Here is an 18,546-nt window from a genome sequence, read left to right as displayed (position 1 = left end):
CGGGACAGGCTACTTCCTGTTGGCGCAGTTGAGGTCGATGCCGTTCGCACACGCCTTGTCGATGTTGTTCTCGTGTTCGGCGTCGGTGACCGCGAAGGCCGAGTTGCCGGCCTTGTCGACGGCCACGAAGAACAGCCACGGTCCGCTGGCCGGCTTCATCGCACCCTCGAGCGCGGCCTTGCCCGGGTTGTCGATCGGGCCCGGGGGCAGACCGGCCTGGCTCACCGAGTTGTACGGGTTCTTCGGGTCGTTCAGCTCCTGCGGCGACAGCTGGCCGGAGTGCTTGGCCGCGCTGCCCTTGAGCTGCAGCCAGTAGTTGGCCGTCACGTCGAACTGCAGCGGCATGGCCGGCTTCTGCTTGTACGTGCGGTTGTAGGCGACCCGGGCGATCTTGGGCAGGTCTTTCGGTACGCCCGACTCGGCCTCGGCCAGCGACGCCACGATCAGCGCCTCGAACGGCGAGACCGAGAGGTTCTTCTGCACGTCGTCGACGAATCCGAGCTCGGTGACCGTGTCGACGAACCGTCCGACCATCACCTCGAGGATCGCCTTGGCGTCCATCTTGGGGTCGAACTCGTACGTGTCGGGGAACAGGAAGCCCTCGACCGACTTCTTGGCCGTCTTGCCGTCGCGCCGGTTGAAGAAGTAGTCGGGCACGCCCAGGGCGATCGGGTCCTTGGCCGCCTCGACGAAGTCCTGCTCGGGGATCTTGGTGGCCTTGGAGAGCAGCGTGAACGTCTGCATCATCGTGAGGCCCTCGCGGAACGTGACCCCTCGGACGACCCGCGACTTGGGGTCGAGCAGCAGGGTCACGGCGCTCTCGGCCGACATCTGCTTCTTCAGGTTGTACGTGCCGGACTGGATGTTCTTGCCTTTGGGGTTGGCGTCGGCCGCGTTCACGAACGCCTTGGTGCTCTTGACGACGTCGGAGTCGACCAGGGTGTTGCCGATCTCGGTGAGGGTCGCGTTCTTCTCGATCGTCACCGCGACGGCTTCACCGCCGGTGCCGTCGTAGTCGGCGGCGGTGAAGAAACCCTTGACCTTGTTGTAGCCGAAGAAGGCGCCACCGCCGAGGACGGCCAGCAGGACAAAAGCCATCAAAAAGGCGATGCCGGACTTACCCGAGCCCTTCTTGCCGCCACGGCCCCGGCGGTGCCGGGGTTTCGTCTTGTCGGCGTGCTCGTCGAAAGCCAGGTCCAGCTCGTCGATCATCTCTGCCTCCGCTGCGCGTCCAGCCAGCTCTGCAGGATCTCCACCGCGGCCGCCTGGTCGACAACCGCGCGTTGGCGCTTCCCTCGGACGCCACGTTCGGCCAGCCTACGGGTTGCGACGACGGTCGACATCCGTTCGTCCGCCAGAACGATCGGCACCTCTCCGACCGTCTGCGCCAGTCGTCCGGCGTACGTACGAATGTCGATGGCGGCGGGTCCCTCGGCACCGTTCAGGCGTACCGGAAGCCCCACCACGATCTGCACCACCTCGTGTTCCCCCACGAGGCGGAAGAGCTCTGCCATATCGCTAGGCACGGCGTCATCTGCCGCACCCATGTCACGGGGCACCGTGACCAGGGGGGTGGCCAGGATCCCGTCAGGATCGCTGATGGCGACCCCGACGCGCACCTTACCTACATCGACGCCCAGTCGCCTACCCCGCGACAGCGCGCTCATCCGGCCACCCTCCCCTGTTCAGCCGCCTCACCACCGGATCTAAGACGGCCTTAACGTTCGTTCTCAGGCGGCTTCCGCGACCGCGGTCTCGACCGCCGCGAGCAGCGCGGGAACCTGGTCGGCCGGGACGCCGCCACCCTGCGCCAGATCGGCGTTGCCCCCGCCTCGGCCCGAGAGCGCGCCCTTGACCAGATCGGCCGCCGAGAGCCCGCGACCCTTGGCCGCCGAGTTGATCGCCACGATCAGCGACGCCTTGCCGTTCGAGCGGGCCGCCACCGCGACAACCGCGGGACGAGCCGCGTCGATCTTGCCGCGAATCTCCTGGGCCAGCGTACGCACGTCGTTGCCGGCCGCGCCCTCGGGCGCCTCGGTGCCGACGAAGGCCACGCCGCGCAGGTCCTTGGCCTGCGCCGCCAGCGTCGACGCGCCGCCGAGCACCATCTGCGCCCGCAGCTTCTCGAGCTCCTTCTCGGCGTCGCGCAGCGCGGTCACCGTCTGCTCGACCCGGTCGGCGACCTGGTCGCCCGGCACCCGGAACATCTCGGCCAGACGCGACACGAGCAGGTGTTCCTTGGCCAGGAAGCCGAACGCGTCGATGCCGACGAGGGCCTCCACGCGGCGTACGCCGGAACCGATCGACTGCTCGTTGAGGATCTTGACGAGGCCGAGCTGACCCGAGCGGGCCACGTGCGTGCCACCGCAGAGTTCACGCGCGTAGTCGCCGACTTCAACCACACGGACCTCATCGCCGTACTTCTCTCCGAACAGCGCCATCGCGCCCAACCGGCGCGCCTCGGTCTGGGAGGTGATGAACGCGTGGACCTCGAGGTCACGCAGCAGCACCTCGTTGACCTGCTGCTCGACGTCGTGCAGCACCGCGGGCGAGACGGCCCCGGGCGTGTTGAAGTCGAACCGCAGCCGGCCCGGCGCGTTCAGCGAGCCCGCCTGGGTCGCCGACTCACCGAGGAACGCCCGCATGGTCTGGTGGATCAGGTGGGTCGCGGTGTGCGAGCGCGAGATCGCCTTGCGGCGGGTCACGTCGATCTCGGCAAAACCCGCTTCTCCCGTACGGACCTCGCCCGACACGACCCGCGCCTTGTGCACGATCAGGCCGGGCAGAGGCTGCTGGACGTCGACGATCTCGACCCGGCCCCCGCCCACGTTGATCAGGCCGGTGTCCGCCTGCTGGCCACCGCCTTCGGCGTAGAACGGGGTGGTGTCGAGCACCAGCTCGACGAAGTCGCCCTCGCCGGCCACCTCGATCCGGCCCTGGTCACCGATCAGGGCCCGCACCCGCGACTCGCGGGAGACCTCCTGATAGCCGGTGAACTCGACCGGGCCGCCCTCGTCGAGCGCGCTGCGGTAGGCCGACAGGTCGGCGTGACCGGTCTTGCGGGCCGCCGCGTCCGCCTTGGCACGGGTCCGCTGGTCGGCCATGAGCCGGCGGAAGCCCTCCTGGTCGACCTCGAGGCCCTGCTCCTGCGCGATCTCGAGGGTCAGGTCGATCGGGAAGCCGTACGTGTCGTGCAGCTGGAACGCCTGGTCGCCGCTGAGTTTGGTGCCGCCCGCCTTCTTCGCCGCCGAAAGAGCGGTGTCGAGGATCGTCGTGCCCGCACGCAGCGTGGAGAGGAACGCGTCCTCTTCCGCGTACGCGTACGTGGAGATCCGCCCGAACTCCTCGGCCAGCTCGGGGTAGGACGGCGCCATGCAGTCCCGCGCCACCGGCAGCAGCTCGGGCAGCGCCGGCTCCTGCCAGCCGAGCAGCCGGATGGCCCGGATCGCGCGGCGCATGATCCGGCGCAGCACGTAACCGCGACCCTCGTTGCTGGGCGTGATGCCGTCGCCGATCAGCATCAGCGCGGTCCGCACGTGGTCGGCGATCACCCGCAGCCGGACGTCGTCGGGGTGCGACTCACCCGCCACGTGGCCGGACTTCGCGCCGTACTTCTTGCCGGTCATCTCGGCCGCGCGGGCCAGGATCGGCCGCACCTCGTCGATCTCGTACAGATTGTCCACGCCCTGCAGCAGCGACGCGACCCGCTCGAGGCCCATGCCGGTGTCGATGTTCTGCTGCGGCAGGTCACCGACGACCGTGAACTCCGACTTCGACTTCACGTCGGTGATCTCGTACTGCATGAAGACCAGGTTCCAGAACTCCATGAACCGGTCCTCGTCGACCTCGGGGCCGCCGTCCCTGCCGTAGTCGGGGCCACGGTCGTAGAACAGCTCGGAACACGGACCGGCCGGGCCCGGGATGCCCATCGACCAGTAGTTGTCCTTCTTGCCGCGGCGCACGATCCGCGACTCGGGGACCCCGATCGCCTTCCAGAGCGCGAACGCCTCGTCGTCGTCGAGATAGACGGTCGGCCAGATGCGCTCCGGGTCGAGCCCGAAGCCGCCCTGCTCGATCGGATTGGTCGACAACTCCCAGGCGAGCTTGATCGCGCCCTCTTTGAAGTAGTCACCGAACGAGAAGTTGCCGTTCATCTGGAAGAACGTGCCATGCCGCGACGTCTTGCCGACCTCGTCGATGTCCGGCGTGCGGATGCACTTCTGCACGCTGACCGCACGCTTGAACGCCGGGGTGCGCTGGCCCAGGAAGTAGGGCACGAACTGCACCATGCCGGCGTTGATGAACAGCAGGTTGGGGTCGTCGATGGCCGGCAGCGGGGCACTCGGCACGACCGTGTGCCCGTTGGCCTCGAAATGCGCCAGATAGCGCCGCTTGATCTCCGCCGTCTTCATCGGATCCCCTCCTGGCCGTTCCGGCCGTCCTCGTCCTCGTCGTCGTTGACGTAGAGCTCACCCTCGGCGAACGCCTTGTTTATCTGGTCCTCGCGTTCGGCCGCGGCCTCGCGTACGTCCTCCACGAAGCTACGCATCGACTCGACCATGCCGCCAGCGGATTGCGACAGCGAGGTGGCGATGCCGGACGGAGTGAACTCGTTCGCCTTCTGGGTGAGTTTGCGAACGACGATGGCGCCGACAGCGAGGCCGACACCCAGCCAGAGCAGCCGCTTCATGGCGGGTTGGTCCCTTCTCAAGAATTAGCGGCGAGCGGCCTTGCGGCGCTGCTTCATGGTCTCGCGCACCTCGCGGGCCTCGTCCGCGTTGCGGCGCGCCTGGACGGTCTTGCGCAGGCCGTACCCGAAAGAGGCCACCTTGACCAGCGGGTTGGCCGCGGCGGCGGCGACGACGGTGGACAGGTTGGCCACGTTCGCGGTGACGTGCGCGGCGTGCTCGGTGATCGTGTCGACCTTGGCCAGCTGGACGTTGACACCGTCCAAAGAGACCTGCACCTGGCTCAGTGCGGTGTTCACGCCGCGGACGGTGTCGTTCACGTCGCTCAGCAGCGGGCCGGTGCGGTCGGTCAGGTCGTTGATCGAGCGGGTGGCGGCGTCGACCGTGCGGCCCAGCTTGAGGATCGGCACGGCGAGCACGAGGACGAGCATCAGAAAGGCGCCCGCCGCGATCAGGCCTGCGATTTCTCCGGCGTTCATCAGGCGCAACTCCCTTTACGTGGTCACGGGTGGCGGGTCAACGTGCAGACCCTACCGTCCGTGACCACAGCCCGCGTCACGACGCCGTCGGTGTCGGCTCCAGGAGCGGATCATTGGACAGCTCCGGGTCGGGCGTCTCGCCCGTGATCGGGCTCGGATCCGGGTCCGGCTTGCCGCGGGTGTCCTCGATCGCGTTCTGCACCTTGATGCTGACCGCGGATCCGGCGCACTCGCCCAGGGTCTTCGGGTCGGGCGGGGCCGTCGCCCCGGCCACCGACGGATCGTTGGCCGCGACCTGGTCGACCTTGCAGTCCGGCGGGCTCACCCACAGGTCCAGAGTGAACTCGTCCCGCTTGAAGCAGGTGTAGGTGCTGTCCTTGGGGTCGACCGCCTGCTCGGGACAGTCACCGACCTTCCACGGCGACCAGCCGGCGGCGGTCAGGGCCGAGGTGTACGCGGCGGTCGTCTCGGTGAACGACTTCTGCGACTGGGCGGTGCGTTCCCGGAAGGTGCAGTCGGTGAAGCACCACCGGCTGCCACTGCTCTGGTCGTCGACCTTCTGCTCGGCCCACGAGGGCACATCGAGCGAGTCGAGCGAGCCGAAGACCGGGTCGCTGCCGGCCGCCCGCACCCCGAAGAAAGCGGGCAGCACCACCAGCACGACGACGGCCAGGGAGACCAGGGTCACCACGCGGAGCTTCCGCTGGGTGCGCATCTGCTCGCGGATGCCGCCGAGCCCGCCGGTCGTCGCCGGGGCCTCGTCCGGCGCACCGGCCTGCGCTTTGGCGGCCGCGGCCCGCGCCCCGACGACCGGGGACGAGCCCTCGCTGGACAGGACGGCCCCACCGGTCTCGATGGCGACCCGCCCGCCCGGCTTGGCGTTGGCGGCCACCGAGGCAGCACCGCTCACGGCCGCCGCTCCCGCCATGCCACCGACGGGTGGAGTGCTTTGCCCATTCCGTACGGGGGCAGCCGCGCTCGCACCCGCAACCGACGCCGCACCGGAAGCCGAGCGCACCGGAAGCGGGCCGTTCGGGCCACGCACGCTCGGGCCGCTGTCCGAGGCACTCGCGTCGCCGCTCTGGGCACTGCCGACCGACGCCGAACCCTGGGCACCGCCCACGGCAGCGGCACCGGCGTGAACGGCCGCCGAGCCCGCGGCTCCGGCAGCGGCACCGGCCATTCCGCCGACCACCGCGGCTCCGGCGGCTCCCCGGGGAGAACCTGGGCCGCCCGGCCGGGGTCCACGGCCGGCGTCGGCGCCGGCCAGGTCGACGTTGCGACCCGTTCCCTGGCCGCGCTCACTCCGGCCGCCGCGCGGGGTGCCGGCCGTGGCCTGGCCCGGCTCGCGCTGCGGCTGACCGGGAACGGCCTGAGCCCGGGACAGCTGTCCATACTCGCCCGGAACCTGGTCCGGGTCGTTCTGCGGCACGCGCGGGGCGCTCTGGGCGCGCGAGAGCTGGCCGTACTCGCCCGGGGCGGGCCCGGACGCACGGCCGCCTGCGGCTCCGTAGACGTTCGCTGACGGCTGCCCCGGCGAAACCGGCCCGGCCGACGGCGAGACCGGGCCCGGCGCCATGCCGGCCCGCCCACGCCCGCGAGCCGGCTGCTCCGGCCCATACGGCTGTCCCGGCCCCGGCGGTGACCCTTGCGGCCCAGCCAGTCCCTGTGGGTTGCCAAAGGGCTGACCCGGTCCATCCGGTCCCGGCGCCGCGCCGTAGGTCTGTCCCGGCCCGTCCGGTCCCTGCGGCGAACCGTAGGGCTGACCCGACCCGGGCGGCAGTTGCGGCGCGCCGTGGATCTGCCCCGGCCCCGGCGGCTGCCCAGCTCCGGGCGGGGCGCCATACGGCTGACCCGGCCCAGGCGGCAACTGCGGGGTGCCATAAGGCTGACCCTGCGGGGCGCCCTGGATCTGTCCGGGTTGACCCGGACCCTGCGGCTGCCCAGGTCCGGCCGGTCCCTGCGGGGTTCCGTGGATCTGTCCCGGCCCCTGCGGCCCGGCTGGGCTCTGGGGACGGCCCGGCGACTGCGGCCGGTCCTGACTCTGCTGACCCGGACCCTGCGGGCGCACCTGGCCACCGCGCGGAGCCACCCGCCCGGAGACATCGCCCGGACGTTGAATAACACCGGACGCCTGCCCGGCCATGGCACCGGCTCGTCCCGGCACGGCCGGAGTGCGCACACCCTCACGCCCAGGCACCACCGGCGGAACCACAGCCGCGGCCCGCACGGGACCGGTCGTGCCCGAGGTGGCGGCCGGGAAACTACCCGTGTGCCCCGACATGCCGGGACCAGCGGCGGCTCCCCCGGGACCACGCCCACGAGGATTGCCCTGGCCACGACCCTGGGCACCACCGGGCCCACCCGGCGCGCCACGGCCCGGCCCGTTCGGCGGCCCGTCCGGCTCGTCCTGAGCCGACCCACCGTAGGAACCGGGCTGGTCGCCGCGACCGTTCGGCCCCGCCGGCCCGCCCTGTCCCGGGCCACCGTGGCGGGCTACGTTCTGGCTGACGTCACCCGGTTCCGGAGCGCCCGGTCGGCCGCCCTGCGCGGGCACGTTGCCGCGCCCGGCACGGCCACGACCGCCCCGGCCGCCGCCGCGTGGTCCGTCCTCCGGCCCGGGAGCCATCCCGGCGCGACCGGAACGGGTGCCCTCACGCGGACCGAAACCGTCATCGCCGGCCAGACTGCCGTCACCCCGTCGGCCGTCGCCCGCACCTGGCGCGAAGCCGTCGTCCATGCCCCGGTTGCCGTCACCCCGGCGACCCGAGCGGGTGCCATCGCCTACTCCCGGCGCGAAGCCGTCTTCCGCACCCCGAGCGCCGGAGCGCGGGCCGGCGTCACCCGGCGCGGGAGACCGGGGTGCCGCGGCACCGCCGAAACTGCCCGGCTCACCAGGCCGACCCCCGCGCTCGCTCGCGTCGGGGGAGCCGTGCCGGCCGGTGCGTTCGCCCGGGGCGGCACCGTCGTGCCGGCCGTGCCGCCCGGCACCGGGCGCAGGCCCGTTCGGACCGGAGTAACCCGGGCCGCCGCCAGGAAAGGCCGGCCCTGCTCCGCCATGCCGCCCGGCCGCACCAAAACTCGAGTCGTCGGAGTCACCCGAAGCGGCACCGCCGTATTCCGACCCACCCGGCGCCCCGGACACAGGCCGGCCGGACCCGCCGCCGTAGCTCGCGCCACCCGGCCGGGCGGAACCGCCGTATTCCGCGCCACCGGCAGCCGGACGCCCGGCATCGCCGAAGTCGGACCCGCCCGGCGCTCCGGAAACCGGTCGGCCGGGGCCGCCGTACTCCGCGCCGCCGGGACGCCCAGGATCGCCATAACTGGTACCGCCCGGCGCACCGGAGACTGGCCGACCGGCGCCGCCCGGAGGCGGTCCGTCGGGGCGGAAACGGTCACGCCCCCGGGTCGGGACGCCGGGCGAGACCGGGCGCGACGCCGGCGACACCAGCCGCACGGCGGGCACCTCGGGTGCGTTGCCGGAGAGCGGGACTGCGGGCGGCGTCCCGTAGGGCTGCTCGGGGGCTCGCCCCGGTGCGCCGGCACGGCCGCTCGGCTGCGGCGGGACACTGCCGGGCGGCACCGCGGCGCCACCGGCCGGGCGACCACCGGAGATCTGGCCGGGCCCACGGACCGGAAGCCCGCCGGACACCTGACCAGGCCCACCCAAGGCGGGCCCGAGAGCACGCGAAGCCTGTCCAGGCTCACCGGAAGCAGAGCCAGGCCGGCCCGGGGCCGGACCGGGCCCACCGGACACCGGGCCGACAGCACGCGAGCCCTGACCGGGGCCGCCGGAGGCCGGGCCGGGAGTGCGCGGAGCCTGACCCGGGGCGCCCGCGTTCGGGCCGGGCGGCGGCGTGGGCCGGCCACCGGACGGATGTTCGCCGCTGTTGCCGGCCCAGCCGGGCACGGGGTCGTCGTCGGCGGGGTCGTCGGGGCCGGGGGCGACCCGGCCGGACTTGCTGTAACGGGTCTCGCCGGCCAGGGTGCCGGGGCCGATCGCGCTTCGCTGCTGCTTGGCGCTGCGCAGGTCGTCGAGCCAGCCGGTTTCTTCCTGCGAGACGACCTCGGGCTCGGCCGGTTCCGGCCGGCTGCGGCCGAAGCGGCGCCCCTTCCGCCCGCCGGCCTGCTCGTTGCGCAGGTCAGCGTCGTCGTCGGGCCGATCGGCACCGCGCGGGGTCACGGCTGTTCCTCTCCGGCTGCTGGGCCGCTGTCGTCCGCCCGGTCCGTCATGGCCGGGTCCGTCGAATCGGCGAGACTACCAGTCCCGTCTGTGGACACGCTCCCATCGCGAGCGGCCACCGGCTCAGCGTCGCTCGTCGATGCGGGCCCGTCCCGCTCCGGACCGGCGCCGACCGGGGAATCGGCATGATCCGGTGTGATGTTCGCGGCAAAGCGTCCCTCATCGCGGCCCGGCGCACCACCCGCCGCGCGGTCGATCCCGGGTGCCGGAGCGTCCCCCGTACGCGGTGTAGCCGCTCGACCACGCACGATGCGCCGCAGCCGGGGCACGCGCTCCCCGATCGCACGTTCCGCGCCGTGATCGGTCGGCTGGTAATACTCCGCGTCCGCCAGATCGTCGGGCAGATACTGCTGTGTCACCACCCCGCGCGGGTCGTCGTGCGGATAGCGATAACCTCGGCCGTGCCCTAGTCCGCGCGCGCCCGGGTAGTGCGCGTCGCGCAGCGCCGCCGGCACCGCTCCCCCACGACCCGCCCGCACGTCGGCCATGGCGGCCCCGATCGCGGTGGTCGCGCTGTTCGACTTGGGGGCGGTGGCCATGTGGATCACGGCCTGGGCCAGGTTGAGCCCGGCCTCGGGGAGCCCGATGAGCTGGACGGCCTGAGCCGCCGCGGTCGCCACGACCAGGGCCTGCGGGTCGGCCATGCCCACGTCTTCGCTGGCGAAGATGACGATGCGCCGGGCGATGAACCGCGGATCCTCGCCGGCCACCAGCATGCGGGCCAGCCAGTGCAGCGCCGCGTCGGGGTCGCTGCCGCGCATGCTCTTGATGAAGGCACTGGTCACGTCGTAGTGCGCGTCGCCGTCGCGGTCGTAGCGCACGGCCGCGACGTCGACCGCCTTCTCGGCGGTGGCGAGGTCGATCTCTTTGACGCCCATGGCCACGGCCGAGCCCGCCGCGGCCTCGAGGGCGGTCAGCGCTTTGCGGACGTCGCCCGAGGCCAGCCGTACGAGGTGTTCCTCGGCCTCTTCGGCCAGGGTGACCGCGCCGCCCAGCCCGCGCTCGTCGGCGACCGCGCGGCGCAGCAGGCCCCGGACGTCGTCGTCGTCGAGCGCGCGCAGGGTCAGCAGCACACAGCGGGAAAGCAGGGGCGAGATGACCGAGAAGTACGGGTTCTCGGTGGTCGCCGCGAGCAGGGTGACCGTGCGGTCCTCCACCGCGGCGAGCAGCGAGTCCTGCTGGGTCTTGCTGAAGCGGTGCACCTCGTCGATGAACAGCACCGTGGGCGAGCCGCCGTAGCGCCGCTCGCGGCGGGCCGTGTCGATCACCGCGCGCACGTCCTTGACACCGGCCGACAGCGCCGACATGGCGACGAACTTGCGGTCGGTCGCGCCCGCGACGAGGTGGGCGATCGTGGTCTTGCCGGTGCCGGGCGGGCCCCACAGGATCACCGACATCGGGCTGGCCCCGGTGACCAGCTGGCGCAGCGGCGCCCCGGGGGCGAGCAGGTGTTCCTGGCCGACCAGTTCGTCGAGCGAGACGGGCCGCATCCGCACCGGCAGCGGCGAGTCGGCAGCCGGAACGCCGAGACCCGAGGACGGCGAGGCCTCGGGAGGAGACGATTGCGCCCCGAGGGAGAAGAGCCCGTCAGATTCCATATCGGCAACGACGATACCGGCCGGCCGCCAAGTGCAGAAAATGCAAGTGGTGACCGGCCGGACCGTACGGGAAAGAAGTCAGCCGCGGCCGGGGCGACGGCCGTAGAAGCGGCGGCCCGAGCCGGTGCCGCTCGCGTTGCGGGGACCGCTGCCCACGCCGGCCAGGTAGAGCGAGAGCAGCAGCAACCCGAGCGTGGCCATGGTCTGGAAGTTGAACAGGTCGGGGGCGCCGAGGTTGGTGTTCAGGAAGTCGAGAAGAAGCCAGATACCGAAGACGACGGCGGCGGCGATGGCAAGCATTTTATGTCCTCCGAGGGGGGTGAGAGCCTTGTCACCGCATTTACCCAGGGGGCCGGTAAGTCCAAACTCGCCCGTCAGGGCAACGCATTGACCGCCTTCGCCACGACGAGCACCGCGATCACCAGCGCGATCGCCGTCTCCAGGGCCATGATCGCCTTGGCCCAGCGGGACATCGGCAGCGTGTCGGTCGGGCTGAACGCGGTCGCGTTGGTGAAGGCGAGATAGAGGTAGTCGAGGAACCAGGGCTCCCAGTCCTTGGGGGCCAGGTCGGGCGAGGTCATCGGGGCGAAGAGGAAGTCCGGGTACGGGTCCTCGCCGCGGGCACGCCGGGCCGGGCCGCCGCGGTCGAGTTCCCAGAACCAGACGGCGAACGACAGCACGTTGAGCAGATAGATCGCCCCGCCGACGGCCAGCAGCTGGGCCGGGCCGCCGACGTCGTGCCCAGCGACGATGGCCCGCACCAGCATCACCACCGACCAGCCGTTGCCCAGGCTGAGCAGGGCGATCAGCACGAGCCCGAGGGTCCGCAGGGCCGGGGTGTCGCGCCGGATCCGCACCGGGTCGGCGGCGATCAGCACGGCGATGACGGCGACCTCGACCACCGGGAGCAGCCAGCGCGGGCCGAGGGTCAGCCGCTCGGGCAGCAGGAACTGCAGCACGATCATCACGACCACGGCGAGCGCAGCCGGCCAGCGACGCTCGGGGTCGGTGCGGCGGCGCCAGGCGGGCGCGGAGTGGTCGTCGGTCACCAAAGGGTCAATCGGCCAGCTTGAAGAACAGGTCGGTGCGCCACTTGTGCATGTCGGGCTGTTCGGCCGGGTTCGTCATCAGCACCTCGAGGCGGCAGCCCCACACCTCGCCGGTCGGGGTGGGCTGCATGTCGAAGGTGAGGCCCCGCGCCTGGGCCCAGTCGAGCAGCCGGGCGGTGACCTGCATCAACTCGTCCGGGTGACCGATGTGGGCGACGGTGACGTAGCGCCCGGCGGGCAGCGTCTCGACGAACATCGGAGCGGCCACGTCGACCGGCCCGGTGACCGGGATGCCCGCCTCGACAGTCAGGTCGGCCGACATGTCGATCACGCGGTAGCGGAAGAACGGCGCGCCGGCCACCGGCACCCCGCGTTCGCCGAGCCGGGCGAACATCGCCGGCAGATGATCGGCGACCCGCGCGAACTGGGTCATCGTGATGGTCTCGCGGCGGCCCACGTACGGCTGCGCGCCCAGCTCGGCAATGGTCGGCTCCACGCCCCCAGTCTCACACGATCGGCGCGAGGGAGCCGGGCGACGCAAGAGGATGGGCGGCGCGACTCAAGCGGCGATGGCGGAGGCCGGCCGGAACCGCGTGCGCAGCACCGATCGCGCGAGGGTCGTGTCGAGCCGCACGTCCAGCGGCCGCGGCCCGAACCCGCCCTCGGCGCTGAGCCCGGTCGGCAGCGCGGCCGGGTCGAGTCCGTGGGCGCGGGCGACCAGCCGGCCGAAGTCGGCCCGGTTGATCGCCTCGGGCCCGGCCACGTTGATGATGCCCGCGAACCGGGAGTCGGCCAGTTCGAGCAGCGCCGCGGCCAGGTCGGCGACGTGTACCGGGCAGCGGATCTCGTCGGTGAACAGCATGCCCCGGCCGTTGCCGTTGAGAAGGCTGAGCACGAAGGACTCGTGCCCGCTGGAGTCGCCGCCCCAGATCAGGGACGTCCGGACGATCACCGCGGCCGGGTCGATCGCCGCGACGGCGGTCTCGGCGGCTGCTTTGGCCGCACCGTACAGCGAGACCGGGGTGGGTTCGTCCTTCTCCGTGTACGGGGTGGGCCGGCCCGCGTGCAATGCGTCGGTGGACACGTGCACGAGCCGTGCCCCGACGGCGACCGACTCGGCGGCCACTGTGGCCGCGCCGTCGGCCTCGACCCGCCAGCCGCCGCGCGTGCTGTTGATGACGAGCTTCGGGCGTACGGCGGAAATGAGTGCCCGCACCGCCTTGCGATCGGTGATGTCGACCGGCACCCAACCGTCCCGGGCGGTGGTGGCCGTGCCTACCACCGCCTGGTCGGTTGCCATGGCCTGACGGGCCACTTCGGAACCGAGGAAACCGGACGCGCCGACGATGAGAGTGCTCATGTTCTGATCAGATCAGTTGGAGCGCTCCACGGGAACAGCCTGGCCGTCGGTGCCGGGCGTGCCGGCCGCCGGCTTGGGCTTGGCGTCGATGCCGGCCTCGAGCCGCTGCTGCGTGGTGATCGGCGTCGGGGCCGTGGTCAGCGGGTCGTAACCGCCGCGCGTCTTGGGGAACGCGATGACCTCGCGGATCGAGTCGTTGCCGGACAGCAGCATGCAGGTGCGGTCCCAGCCGAGCGCGATGCCGGCGTGCGGGGGCGGGCCGTACTTGAACGCCTCGAGCAGGAAGCCGAACTTGTCCTGCGCCTCCTCGGGCGTGATGCCGAGCAGGTCGAAGACGCGGCTCTGCACGTCGCCGCGGTGGATACGGACGCTGCCGCCGCCGATCTCGTTGCCGTTGACGACGATGTCGTACGCGTAGGCGAGGGCGCGGTCGGGCGCCTCCTCGAAGCGGTCGATCCACTCGTCGTTGGGCGACGTGAACGGGTGGTGGACCGCGGTCCAGCCGCCCTCGTCGGTCTTTTCGAACATGGGGGCGTCGACCACCCAGCAGAACGCCCAGGCCGACTCGTCGATCAGGCCGGACCGCTTGGCGATCTCGATGCGGGCCGCGCCGAGCAGCTCCTGCGCCTCGCGACGCTCGGTGGCCGCCGCGAAGAAGATCGCGTCACCCGGCTTCGCGCCGACCGCGTCGGCCAGGCCGGACAGGTGCGCCTCGGAGAGGTTCTTGGCGACCGGGCCGCGAGCCTCGCCCGTTTCCGCGTCGAGCACGACGTACGCGAGACCACGTGCGCCTCGCGCCTTAGCCCAGTCCTGCCATCCGTCGAGCTCCTTGCGGGTCTGCGACGCGCCACCGGGCATGACGACCGCCCCGACGTAGCCACCAGCCGCAATCGCCCCGGCGAAGACCCGGAATTCCGTTCCCTGCAAGTAAGAGGTCAGCTCGACCAGCTCGACGCCGTACCGGAGGTCGGGCTTGTCGGAACCGTAGCGGTTCATCGCGTCGGTCCAGGTGATCCGCGGGATCGGCAGCTGTACCTGGTAGTCGGCGAGCTCGTTCCACAGCTTGGAGACGATCTCTTCGCCGAGCGCGATGATGTCGTCCTGCGTCACGAACGACATCTCAATGTCGAGCTGGGTGAACTCGGGCTGCCGGTCGGCCCGGAAGTCTTCGTCGCGGTAGCAGCGGGCGATCTGGTAGTAGCGCTCCATGCCCGCGACCATCAGCAGCTGCTTGAACAGCTGGGGCGACTGGGGCAGGGCGTACCAGGTGCCGGGCTGCAGGCGTACGGGAACCAGGAAGTCACGCGCGCCCTCGGGCGTCGACCGGGTGAGGGTCGGCGTCTCGATCTCGTTGAAGTCGCGGGCGTGCAGCACCTCGCGGGCGATCTGGTTGGCCCGCGAGCGCAGGCGCAGCGCGTTGGCCGGGCCGGAGCGGCGCAGGTCGAGGTAGCGGTACTTGAGGCGCAGGTCGTCGGAGGCGGTGATCGCGTCGTCGACCGGCAGCGGCAGCGGCGCCGCCTCGGAGAGCACGGTCAGCTGCGACGCCACGACCTCGATCTCGCCGGTGGCCAGCTCGGGGTTGGCGTTGCCCTCGGGGCGGGCGTTGACCTCGCCCACGACCAGCACGCAGAACTCGTTGCGCAGCGCGTGCGCGTCTTCCTCGCGGAAGACCACCTGGACCACGCCCGAGGCGTCGCGGAGGTCGACGAAGATGACCCCGCCGTGGTCGCGCCGGCGGGCCACCCACCCGGCGAGCGTCACCGTCGTGCCGGCGTCGCTCGCGCGAAGGGTGCCGGCTTCATGGGTACGGATCACGGGAAAGTCTCCTCACAACGGTCACGGGGCGCATCCGACATTCTGTCAGGGGCGCCCGGCGCGACCGTCGTCAGCCCGCTACTTTCCACGACGTCGCCCGCATACCGGCGGTCCCGGTCTTGCCGACATCGGTGATCTCGACCAGCGTCATCCGGGCCGGAGTGGCCGCGGTGAGAACACAGAGAACGGCCCCTTTGCGTACGGGAACACTCGCCCCCGGCCCGATCGGGCTGGTCCGGATCGCCTTGGCACACCCGCCGGCGTCCGTGTCGGTGCTCTTCACCTGGGCCCCACCGGCCGCGCCGGCCCCGAGCGTGAGGCTGGGCGGCTGATCCCCGCAGCGGCTGTCGTAGCGCAGGTCGCTCACCTTCTCGGCGGCGTTCGACCGGGGCTCGTCGAGGTCGATGAACATCACCGCCGAGCAGCCCACCTGCACGCGGAGCGGTTCCTGGGCGTACGACACGTCGAAGCCCTCGGGCGGCGCCGCCGCGACCGCCGCCACCGGTTTCTGCTCGAGCGCGGCCTGGGCCAGATACGACGCCCGCCAGGCGACGAAGATCGCCACCCCGGCCAGGTTCAGCGCGAACAGCGCGGTCAGCGTGGCCAGGAACAGCCCCCAGTTCCGGCGCTTGGGGGCGATCCGCTCGGTCGGCCCGTCCGGGATCGGGGTCTCCGCCTCGTCGTCCTTGCGGGCCCGGTTCACCGGATAGGGGTCGCGGGGCTTCTGCGGGTTGTTGTTGGTGGCGCGGAACGTCGACATCAAGGCGGCCCCCTCGAACCGGCAAAACGGATCAACCGACCCTAAGTTGGTCGATGACCGTGATCCCATCCCCCGCCGAGGTGACCGGCCATCCGTGCCGTCCACCCCTAGAATCGCCTGGTGGCGCACGATCGGACCGATCACCGGATCCTGCACGCGTTGCAGCTGGCTCCGCGGGCGCCGTTCGCCCGCATCGCCGCGGTGATCGGCGTCTCCGAGCAGACGGTGGCCCGCCGCTACCAGCGCATGCGCACCTCCGGGATCGTTCGGGTGCTGGCCCGGGCCGACGAGACCCGCACCCCCGGCATGTCGTCGTGGACGTTGCGGATCGGCTGCCGCCCGGGCACCGCGGCGACGCTGGCCGAGGCCCTCGCGCGCCGCGACGACACCTCGTGGATCAGCCTCGGCGCGGGCGGGGCCGAGATCACCTGCCAGGCCACCGTCCACGAGCATCGGGCGGGCCTGCTCAACCAGCTGCCGCGCGCCTCGAACGTGCTCACCTTCAGCGCGCACCAGGTGCTGCACCGGTTCGTCGGGCGGGGCGAGGCCGACTGGGTCGCACCGGGCGAGGAGCTGGACGCCGCCGGCCGGGCCGCGCTGCTCGAGGGCACCCCGTCAAGCACCGGGGATCCCGATGTACGCCTCGAGCCGGCCGACGCCGCACTGATGGCGGCGCTGGCCGACGACGGCCGGGCCAGCTGGGCGGCGCTGGCCGCGGCCACCGGCGGGACCCAGCGTCAGGTGGCCCAGCGGGTGGCCGCGCTGACCGCGGCCGGGGCGATCTATTTCCACCTCGACGTGGCCAACTCGGCGGTCGGCATCCACACGGTGGCCAGCCTGTGGTTCACCATCGCCCCGAACCACCTGGCCGAGGCGGGCGCCCGGCTGGCCGACCACACCGAGCTGGCCTACGCGGCCGCGGTCACCGGCCGGAGCAACCTGATGGCGTCGGCGATGTGCCGCGACGCGTCGGCGCTGTACCGCTATCTGACCACCAAGGTGGCCGAGATCCCGGGCGTGCAGTCGGTCGAGACGGTGCCCCAGCTGACCCGGGTCAAGCAGGCACACTTTCTGATTCAGGACGGACGGGTACGCGACCCACGGGCCTGACCAGCAGGAACACGGCCAGCGCGCCGAGCAGGCCGATCCCGGCGGCCACCGCGAAACCGGCGTCCAGGCCCGCGGCGGCCGCGCGGTGCAGCAGCGACGGCGCGACGGAAGCAGAGACCTGGCCGGTCGCCAGCGCGTGGGCGGCGGTGGAGCCGAGGGTGTCGGCCGCGCGGTCGGCATAGACCGAGCCGAGGACGGCCACCCCGATGGCGAAGCCCAGCTGCCGCGCGGTGTTGAGCGTCCCGGCGGCCATGCCCCCGCGGTGGGCGGGGACGGCGGCCATCGCCGACTCGGCCAGGTTGGGCATCACCAGACCGACGCCGAGCCCGATCACCGCGTAGCCGGGCAGCAGCGCCGGCCAGCTCGAACCCGGCCCGACCAGCAGCGCCGCCAGCACCCCGCCGGCCGCGATCAGCAGCATGCCGACGCCGATCAGGACGCGCGGCGAGCGGCCGTGCAGCCGGGCGCCGGCCACCCCCGAGACGATCAGCGAGAGCACGCCCATCGGCAGCGCGGTCAGGCCGGCCTGCAACGGGGTCAGGCCGATCAGCGACTGCAGCCAGATCGAGGTGTAGGTGAGCACCGCGAACGCAGCGAAGTTGACCAGCAGGGCGGCGATCAGGACGCCGGTGAAGGTGCGGTTCCGCAGCAGCGCGAGGTCGATCATCGGTGCGGCGGTGCGTCGCTCGATGAGGACGAAGACGAGCAGGGCGACGGCGCTCACGACGTACAGGGAAGGCATTGATCGAATGACCGCGAGGGTGAGAGCGGTGGCGGCGATCGTGAAGGTCACGAAGCCCGCGAAGTCGAACCGGCCCGTCTTCGCCGGGGCGTCCGGCCGCAGACGGGCACACAGAACCAGTGCGACGACGCTGATCGGCAGGTTGACCAGGAAGATCCAGCGCCAGTTGAGGCCGTCGGTGAGCACCCCGCCGAGCACCGGGCCGATCGCCGCCGCCGCGCCCGAGACCCCACCCCAGATCCCGTACGCCACCCCGCGCTCGCGCCCCTGATAGCTCGCGTTGAGCAGCGCGAACGTGGTCGTGAAGAGGGCCGCCCCGCCGATGCCCTGGACGACCCGGGCCGCGATCAGCAGACCGTCGTCCCCGGCCAGCCCGCAGGCCAGCGAGCTCAACGCGAAGACGACCAGGCCGGCCGCGTACAGGCGGCGATGGCCCACCCGGTCGGCCAGCGCGCCCGCGCCGAGCAGCAGTACGCCCAGTGACAGCGCGTAGCCGTCGACTACCCACTGCAGCGAGTCGAACGAGGTGCGCAGGTCGCCGGCCATCCGTGGCAGGGCCACGTTCACGATGGTCACGTCGACCAGCAGCATGAAGGTTCCGAGGCAGACCGTCACGAGCGGCCACCACTTACGCATGTTGTTCACGGATCCACGATCGGTTACCCCGCGTGACAAACCCCAGCCAGATTCACCGTCGCGCCC

16 protein-coding genes are annotated in these 18,546 nt (G+C 71.9%); 2 read left to right on the top strand and 14 right to left on the bottom strand.

Annotated features, from left to right (window positions below; genetic code table 11):
* Nucleotides 1-9: 9 nt before the first annotated feature.
* From mltG to KOI35_RS24715, 6 genes are all read right to left on the bottom strand, one after another.
* Complete coding sequence (mltG, locus tag KOI35_RS24740; protein ID WP_215790491.1) at nt 10-1,212, bottom strand: endolytic transglycosylase MltG; 1,203 nt, start codon at nt 1,210-1,212, stop codon at nt 10-12.
* Complete coding sequence (ruvX, locus tag KOI35_RS24735) at nt 1,209-1,667, bottom strand: Holliday junction resolvase RuvX (protein WP_215790489.1); 459 nt, start codon at nt 1,665-1,667, stop codon at nt 1,209-1,211. Before ruvX ends, mltG begins: the two co-directional genes overlap by 4 nt.
* A gap of 63 nt (nt 1,668-1,730) precedes the next feature.
* Entirely contained in the window at nt 1,731-4,412 is a 2,682-nt protein-coding gene (alaS, locus tag KOI35_RS24730; RefSeq protein WP_215790487.1) for an alanine--tRNA ligase, read from the bottom strand.
* Entirely contained in the window at nt 4,409-4,690 is a 282-nt protein-coding gene (locus KOI35_RS24725) for a hypothetical protein (protein WP_215790485.1), read from the bottom strand. The genes alaS and KOI35_RS24725 overlap by 4 nt, the downstream gene beginning before the upstream one ends.
* Nucleotides 4,691-4,714: 24 nt before the next feature.
* A complete protein-coding gene (locus KOI35_RS24720) occupies nt 4,715-5,167 on the bottom strand; it encodes a DUF948 domain-containing protein (RefSeq protein ID WP_215790480.1) in 453 nt (150 codons plus the stop codon).
* Between the two features lie 76 nt (nt 5,168-5,243).
* Entirely contained in the window at nt 5,244-6,077 is an 834-nt protein-coding gene (locus tag KOI35_RS24715) for a hypothetical protein (RefSeq protein WP_308121138.1), read from the bottom strand.
* Between the two features lie 228 nt (nt 6,078-6,305).
* Between KOI35_RS24715 and KOI35_RS24710 the strand changes: the two genes are divergently transcribed.
* A complete protein-coding gene (locus KOI35_RS24710) occupies nt 6,306-6,692 on the top strand; it encodes a hypothetical protein (RefSeq protein ID WP_215790478.1) in 387 nt (128 codons plus the stop codon).
* 2,654 nt (nt 6,693-9,346) lie between these two features.
* On the opposite strand, the gene KOI35_RS24705 is transcribed toward KOI35_RS24710, so the two are convergent.
* The 7 genes from KOI35_RS24705 to KOI35_RS24675 all read right to left on the bottom strand — a co-directional run bounded on the left by KOI35_RS24705 (nt 9,347) and on the right by KOI35_RS24675 (nt 15,992).
* A complete protein-coding gene (locus KOI35_RS24705) occupies nt 9,347-11,008 on the bottom strand; it encodes a replication-associated recombination protein A (RefSeq protein WP_215790476.1) in 1,662 nt (553 codons plus the stop codon).
* A 78-nt stretch (nt 11,009-11,086) separates the two neighbouring features.
* Entirely contained in the window at nt 11,087-11,308 is a 222-nt protein-coding gene (locus tag KOI35_RS24700; RefSeq protein WP_215790474.1) for a hypothetical protein, read from the bottom strand.
* A gap of 74 nt (nt 11,309-11,382) precedes the next feature.
* Nucleotides 11,383-12,057: a hypothetical protein gene (locus KOI35_RS24695; RefSeq protein WP_215790471.1), complete on the bottom strand. Its 675-nt coding sequence runs from the start codon at nt 12,055-12,057 to the stop codon at nt 11,383-11,385.
* Between the two features lie 7 nt (nt 12,058-12,064).
* The gene (locus KOI35_RS24690) at nt 12,065-12,553 is read right to left on the bottom strand and encodes a GyrI-like domain-containing protein (RefSeq protein ID WP_215790469.1); all 489 of its coding nucleotides are present in this window, start codon (nt 12,551-12,553) and stop codon (nt 12,065-12,067) included.
* 63 nt (nt 12,554-12,616) lie between these two features.
* Nucleotides 12,617-13,417 carry an SDR family oxidoreductase gene (locus tag KOI35_RS24685; protein WP_215790467.1) on the bottom strand — a complete coding sequence of 267 codons (801 nt, stop codon included), beginning with the start codon at nt 13,415-13,417 and terminating at the stop codon, nt 12,617-12,619.
* Nucleotides 13,418-13,429: 12 nt separating this feature from the next.
* Nucleotides 13,430-15,232: an aspartate--tRNA ligase gene (aspS, locus tag KOI35_RS24680; RefSeq protein WP_215790465.1), complete on the bottom strand. Its 1,803-nt coding sequence runs from the start codon at nt 15,230-15,232 to the stop codon at nt 13,430-13,432.
* A 70-nt stretch (nt 15,233-15,302) separates the two neighbouring features.
* Nucleotides 15,303-15,992, bottom strand: coding sequence for a hypothetical protein (locus tag KOI35_RS24675; RefSeq protein ID WP_215790463.1), 690 nt, complete (start codon nt 15,990-15,992; stop codon nt 15,303-15,305).
* A gap of 120 nt (nt 15,993-16,112) precedes the next feature.
* Between KOI35_RS24675 and KOI35_RS24670 the strand changes: the two genes are divergently transcribed.
* Nucleotides 16,113-17,102: an Lrp/AsnC family transcriptional regulator gene (locus KOI35_RS24670; RefSeq protein WP_308121137.1), complete on the top strand. Its 990-nt coding sequence runs from the start codon at nt 16,113-16,115 to the stop codon at nt 17,100-17,102.
* On the opposite strand, the gene KOI35_RS24665 is transcribed toward KOI35_RS24670, so the two are convergent.
* On the bottom strand, nt 17,047-18,480 hold the full coding sequence (locus tag KOI35_RS24665) for an MFS transporter (RefSeq protein ID WP_215790869.1): 1,434 nt from the start codon (nt 18,478-18,480) through the stop codon (nt 17,047-17,049). The genes KOI35_RS24670 and KOI35_RS24665 overlap by 56 nt on opposite strands.
* Between the last annotated feature and the right edge of the window lie 66 nt (nt 18,481-18,546).

The organism is Paractinoplanes bogorensis (assembly GCF_018829635.1).
Classification (GTDB): Bacteria; Actinomycetota; Actinomycetes; order Mycobacteriales; family Micromonosporaceae; genus Actinoplanes; species Actinoplanes bogorensis.
This window is presented reverse-complemented; position numbering and strand designations above follow the sequence as displayed.

What these genes read in the sequence shown, in the direction of transcription:
- alaS (WP_215790487.1), bottom strand. Translation starts at nt 4,412, where the DNA reads ATGAAGACGGCGGAGATCAAGCGGCGCTATCTGGCGCATTTCGAGGCC.
- KOI35_RS24685 (WP_215790467.1), bottom strand. Translation starts at nt 13,417, where the DNA reads ATGAGCACTCTCATCGTCGGCGCGTCCGGTTTCCTCGGTTCCGAAGTG.
- KOI35_RS24705 (WP_215790476.1), bottom strand. Translation starts at nt 11,008, where the DNA reads ATGGAATCTGACGGGCTCTTCTCCCTCGGGGCGCAATCGTCTCCTCCC.
- KOI35_RS24725 (WP_215790485.1), bottom strand. Translation starts at nt 4,690, where the DNA reads ATGAAGCGGCTGCTCTGGCTGGGTGTCGGCCTCGCTGTCGGCGCCATC.
- KOI35_RS24665 (WP_215790869.1), bottom strand. Translation starts at nt 18,480, where the DNA reads ATGCGTAAGTGGTGGCCGCTCGTGACGGTCTGCCTCGGAACCTTCATG.
- KOI35_RS24720 (WP_215790480.1), bottom strand. Translation starts at nt 5,167, where the DNA reads ATGAACGCCGGAGAAATCGCAGGCCTGATCGCGGCGGGCGCCTTTCTG.
- ruvX (WP_215790489.1), bottom strand. Translation starts at nt 1,667, where the DNA reads ATGAGCGCGCTGTCGCGGGGTAGGCGACTGGGCGTCGATGTAGGTAAG.
- KOI35_RS24675 (WP_215790463.1), bottom strand. Translation starts at nt 15,992, where the DNA reads ATGTCGACGTTCCGCGCCACCAACAACAACCCGCAGAAGCCCCGCGAC.
- mltG (WP_215790491.1), bottom strand. Translation starts at nt 1,212, where the DNA reads ATGATCGACGAGCTGGACCTGGCTTTCGACGAGCACGCCGACAAGACG.
- KOI35_RS24700 (WP_215790474.1), bottom strand. Translation starts at nt 11,308, where the DNA reads ATGCTTGCCATCGCCGCCGCCGTCGTCTTCGGTATCTGGCTTCTTCTC.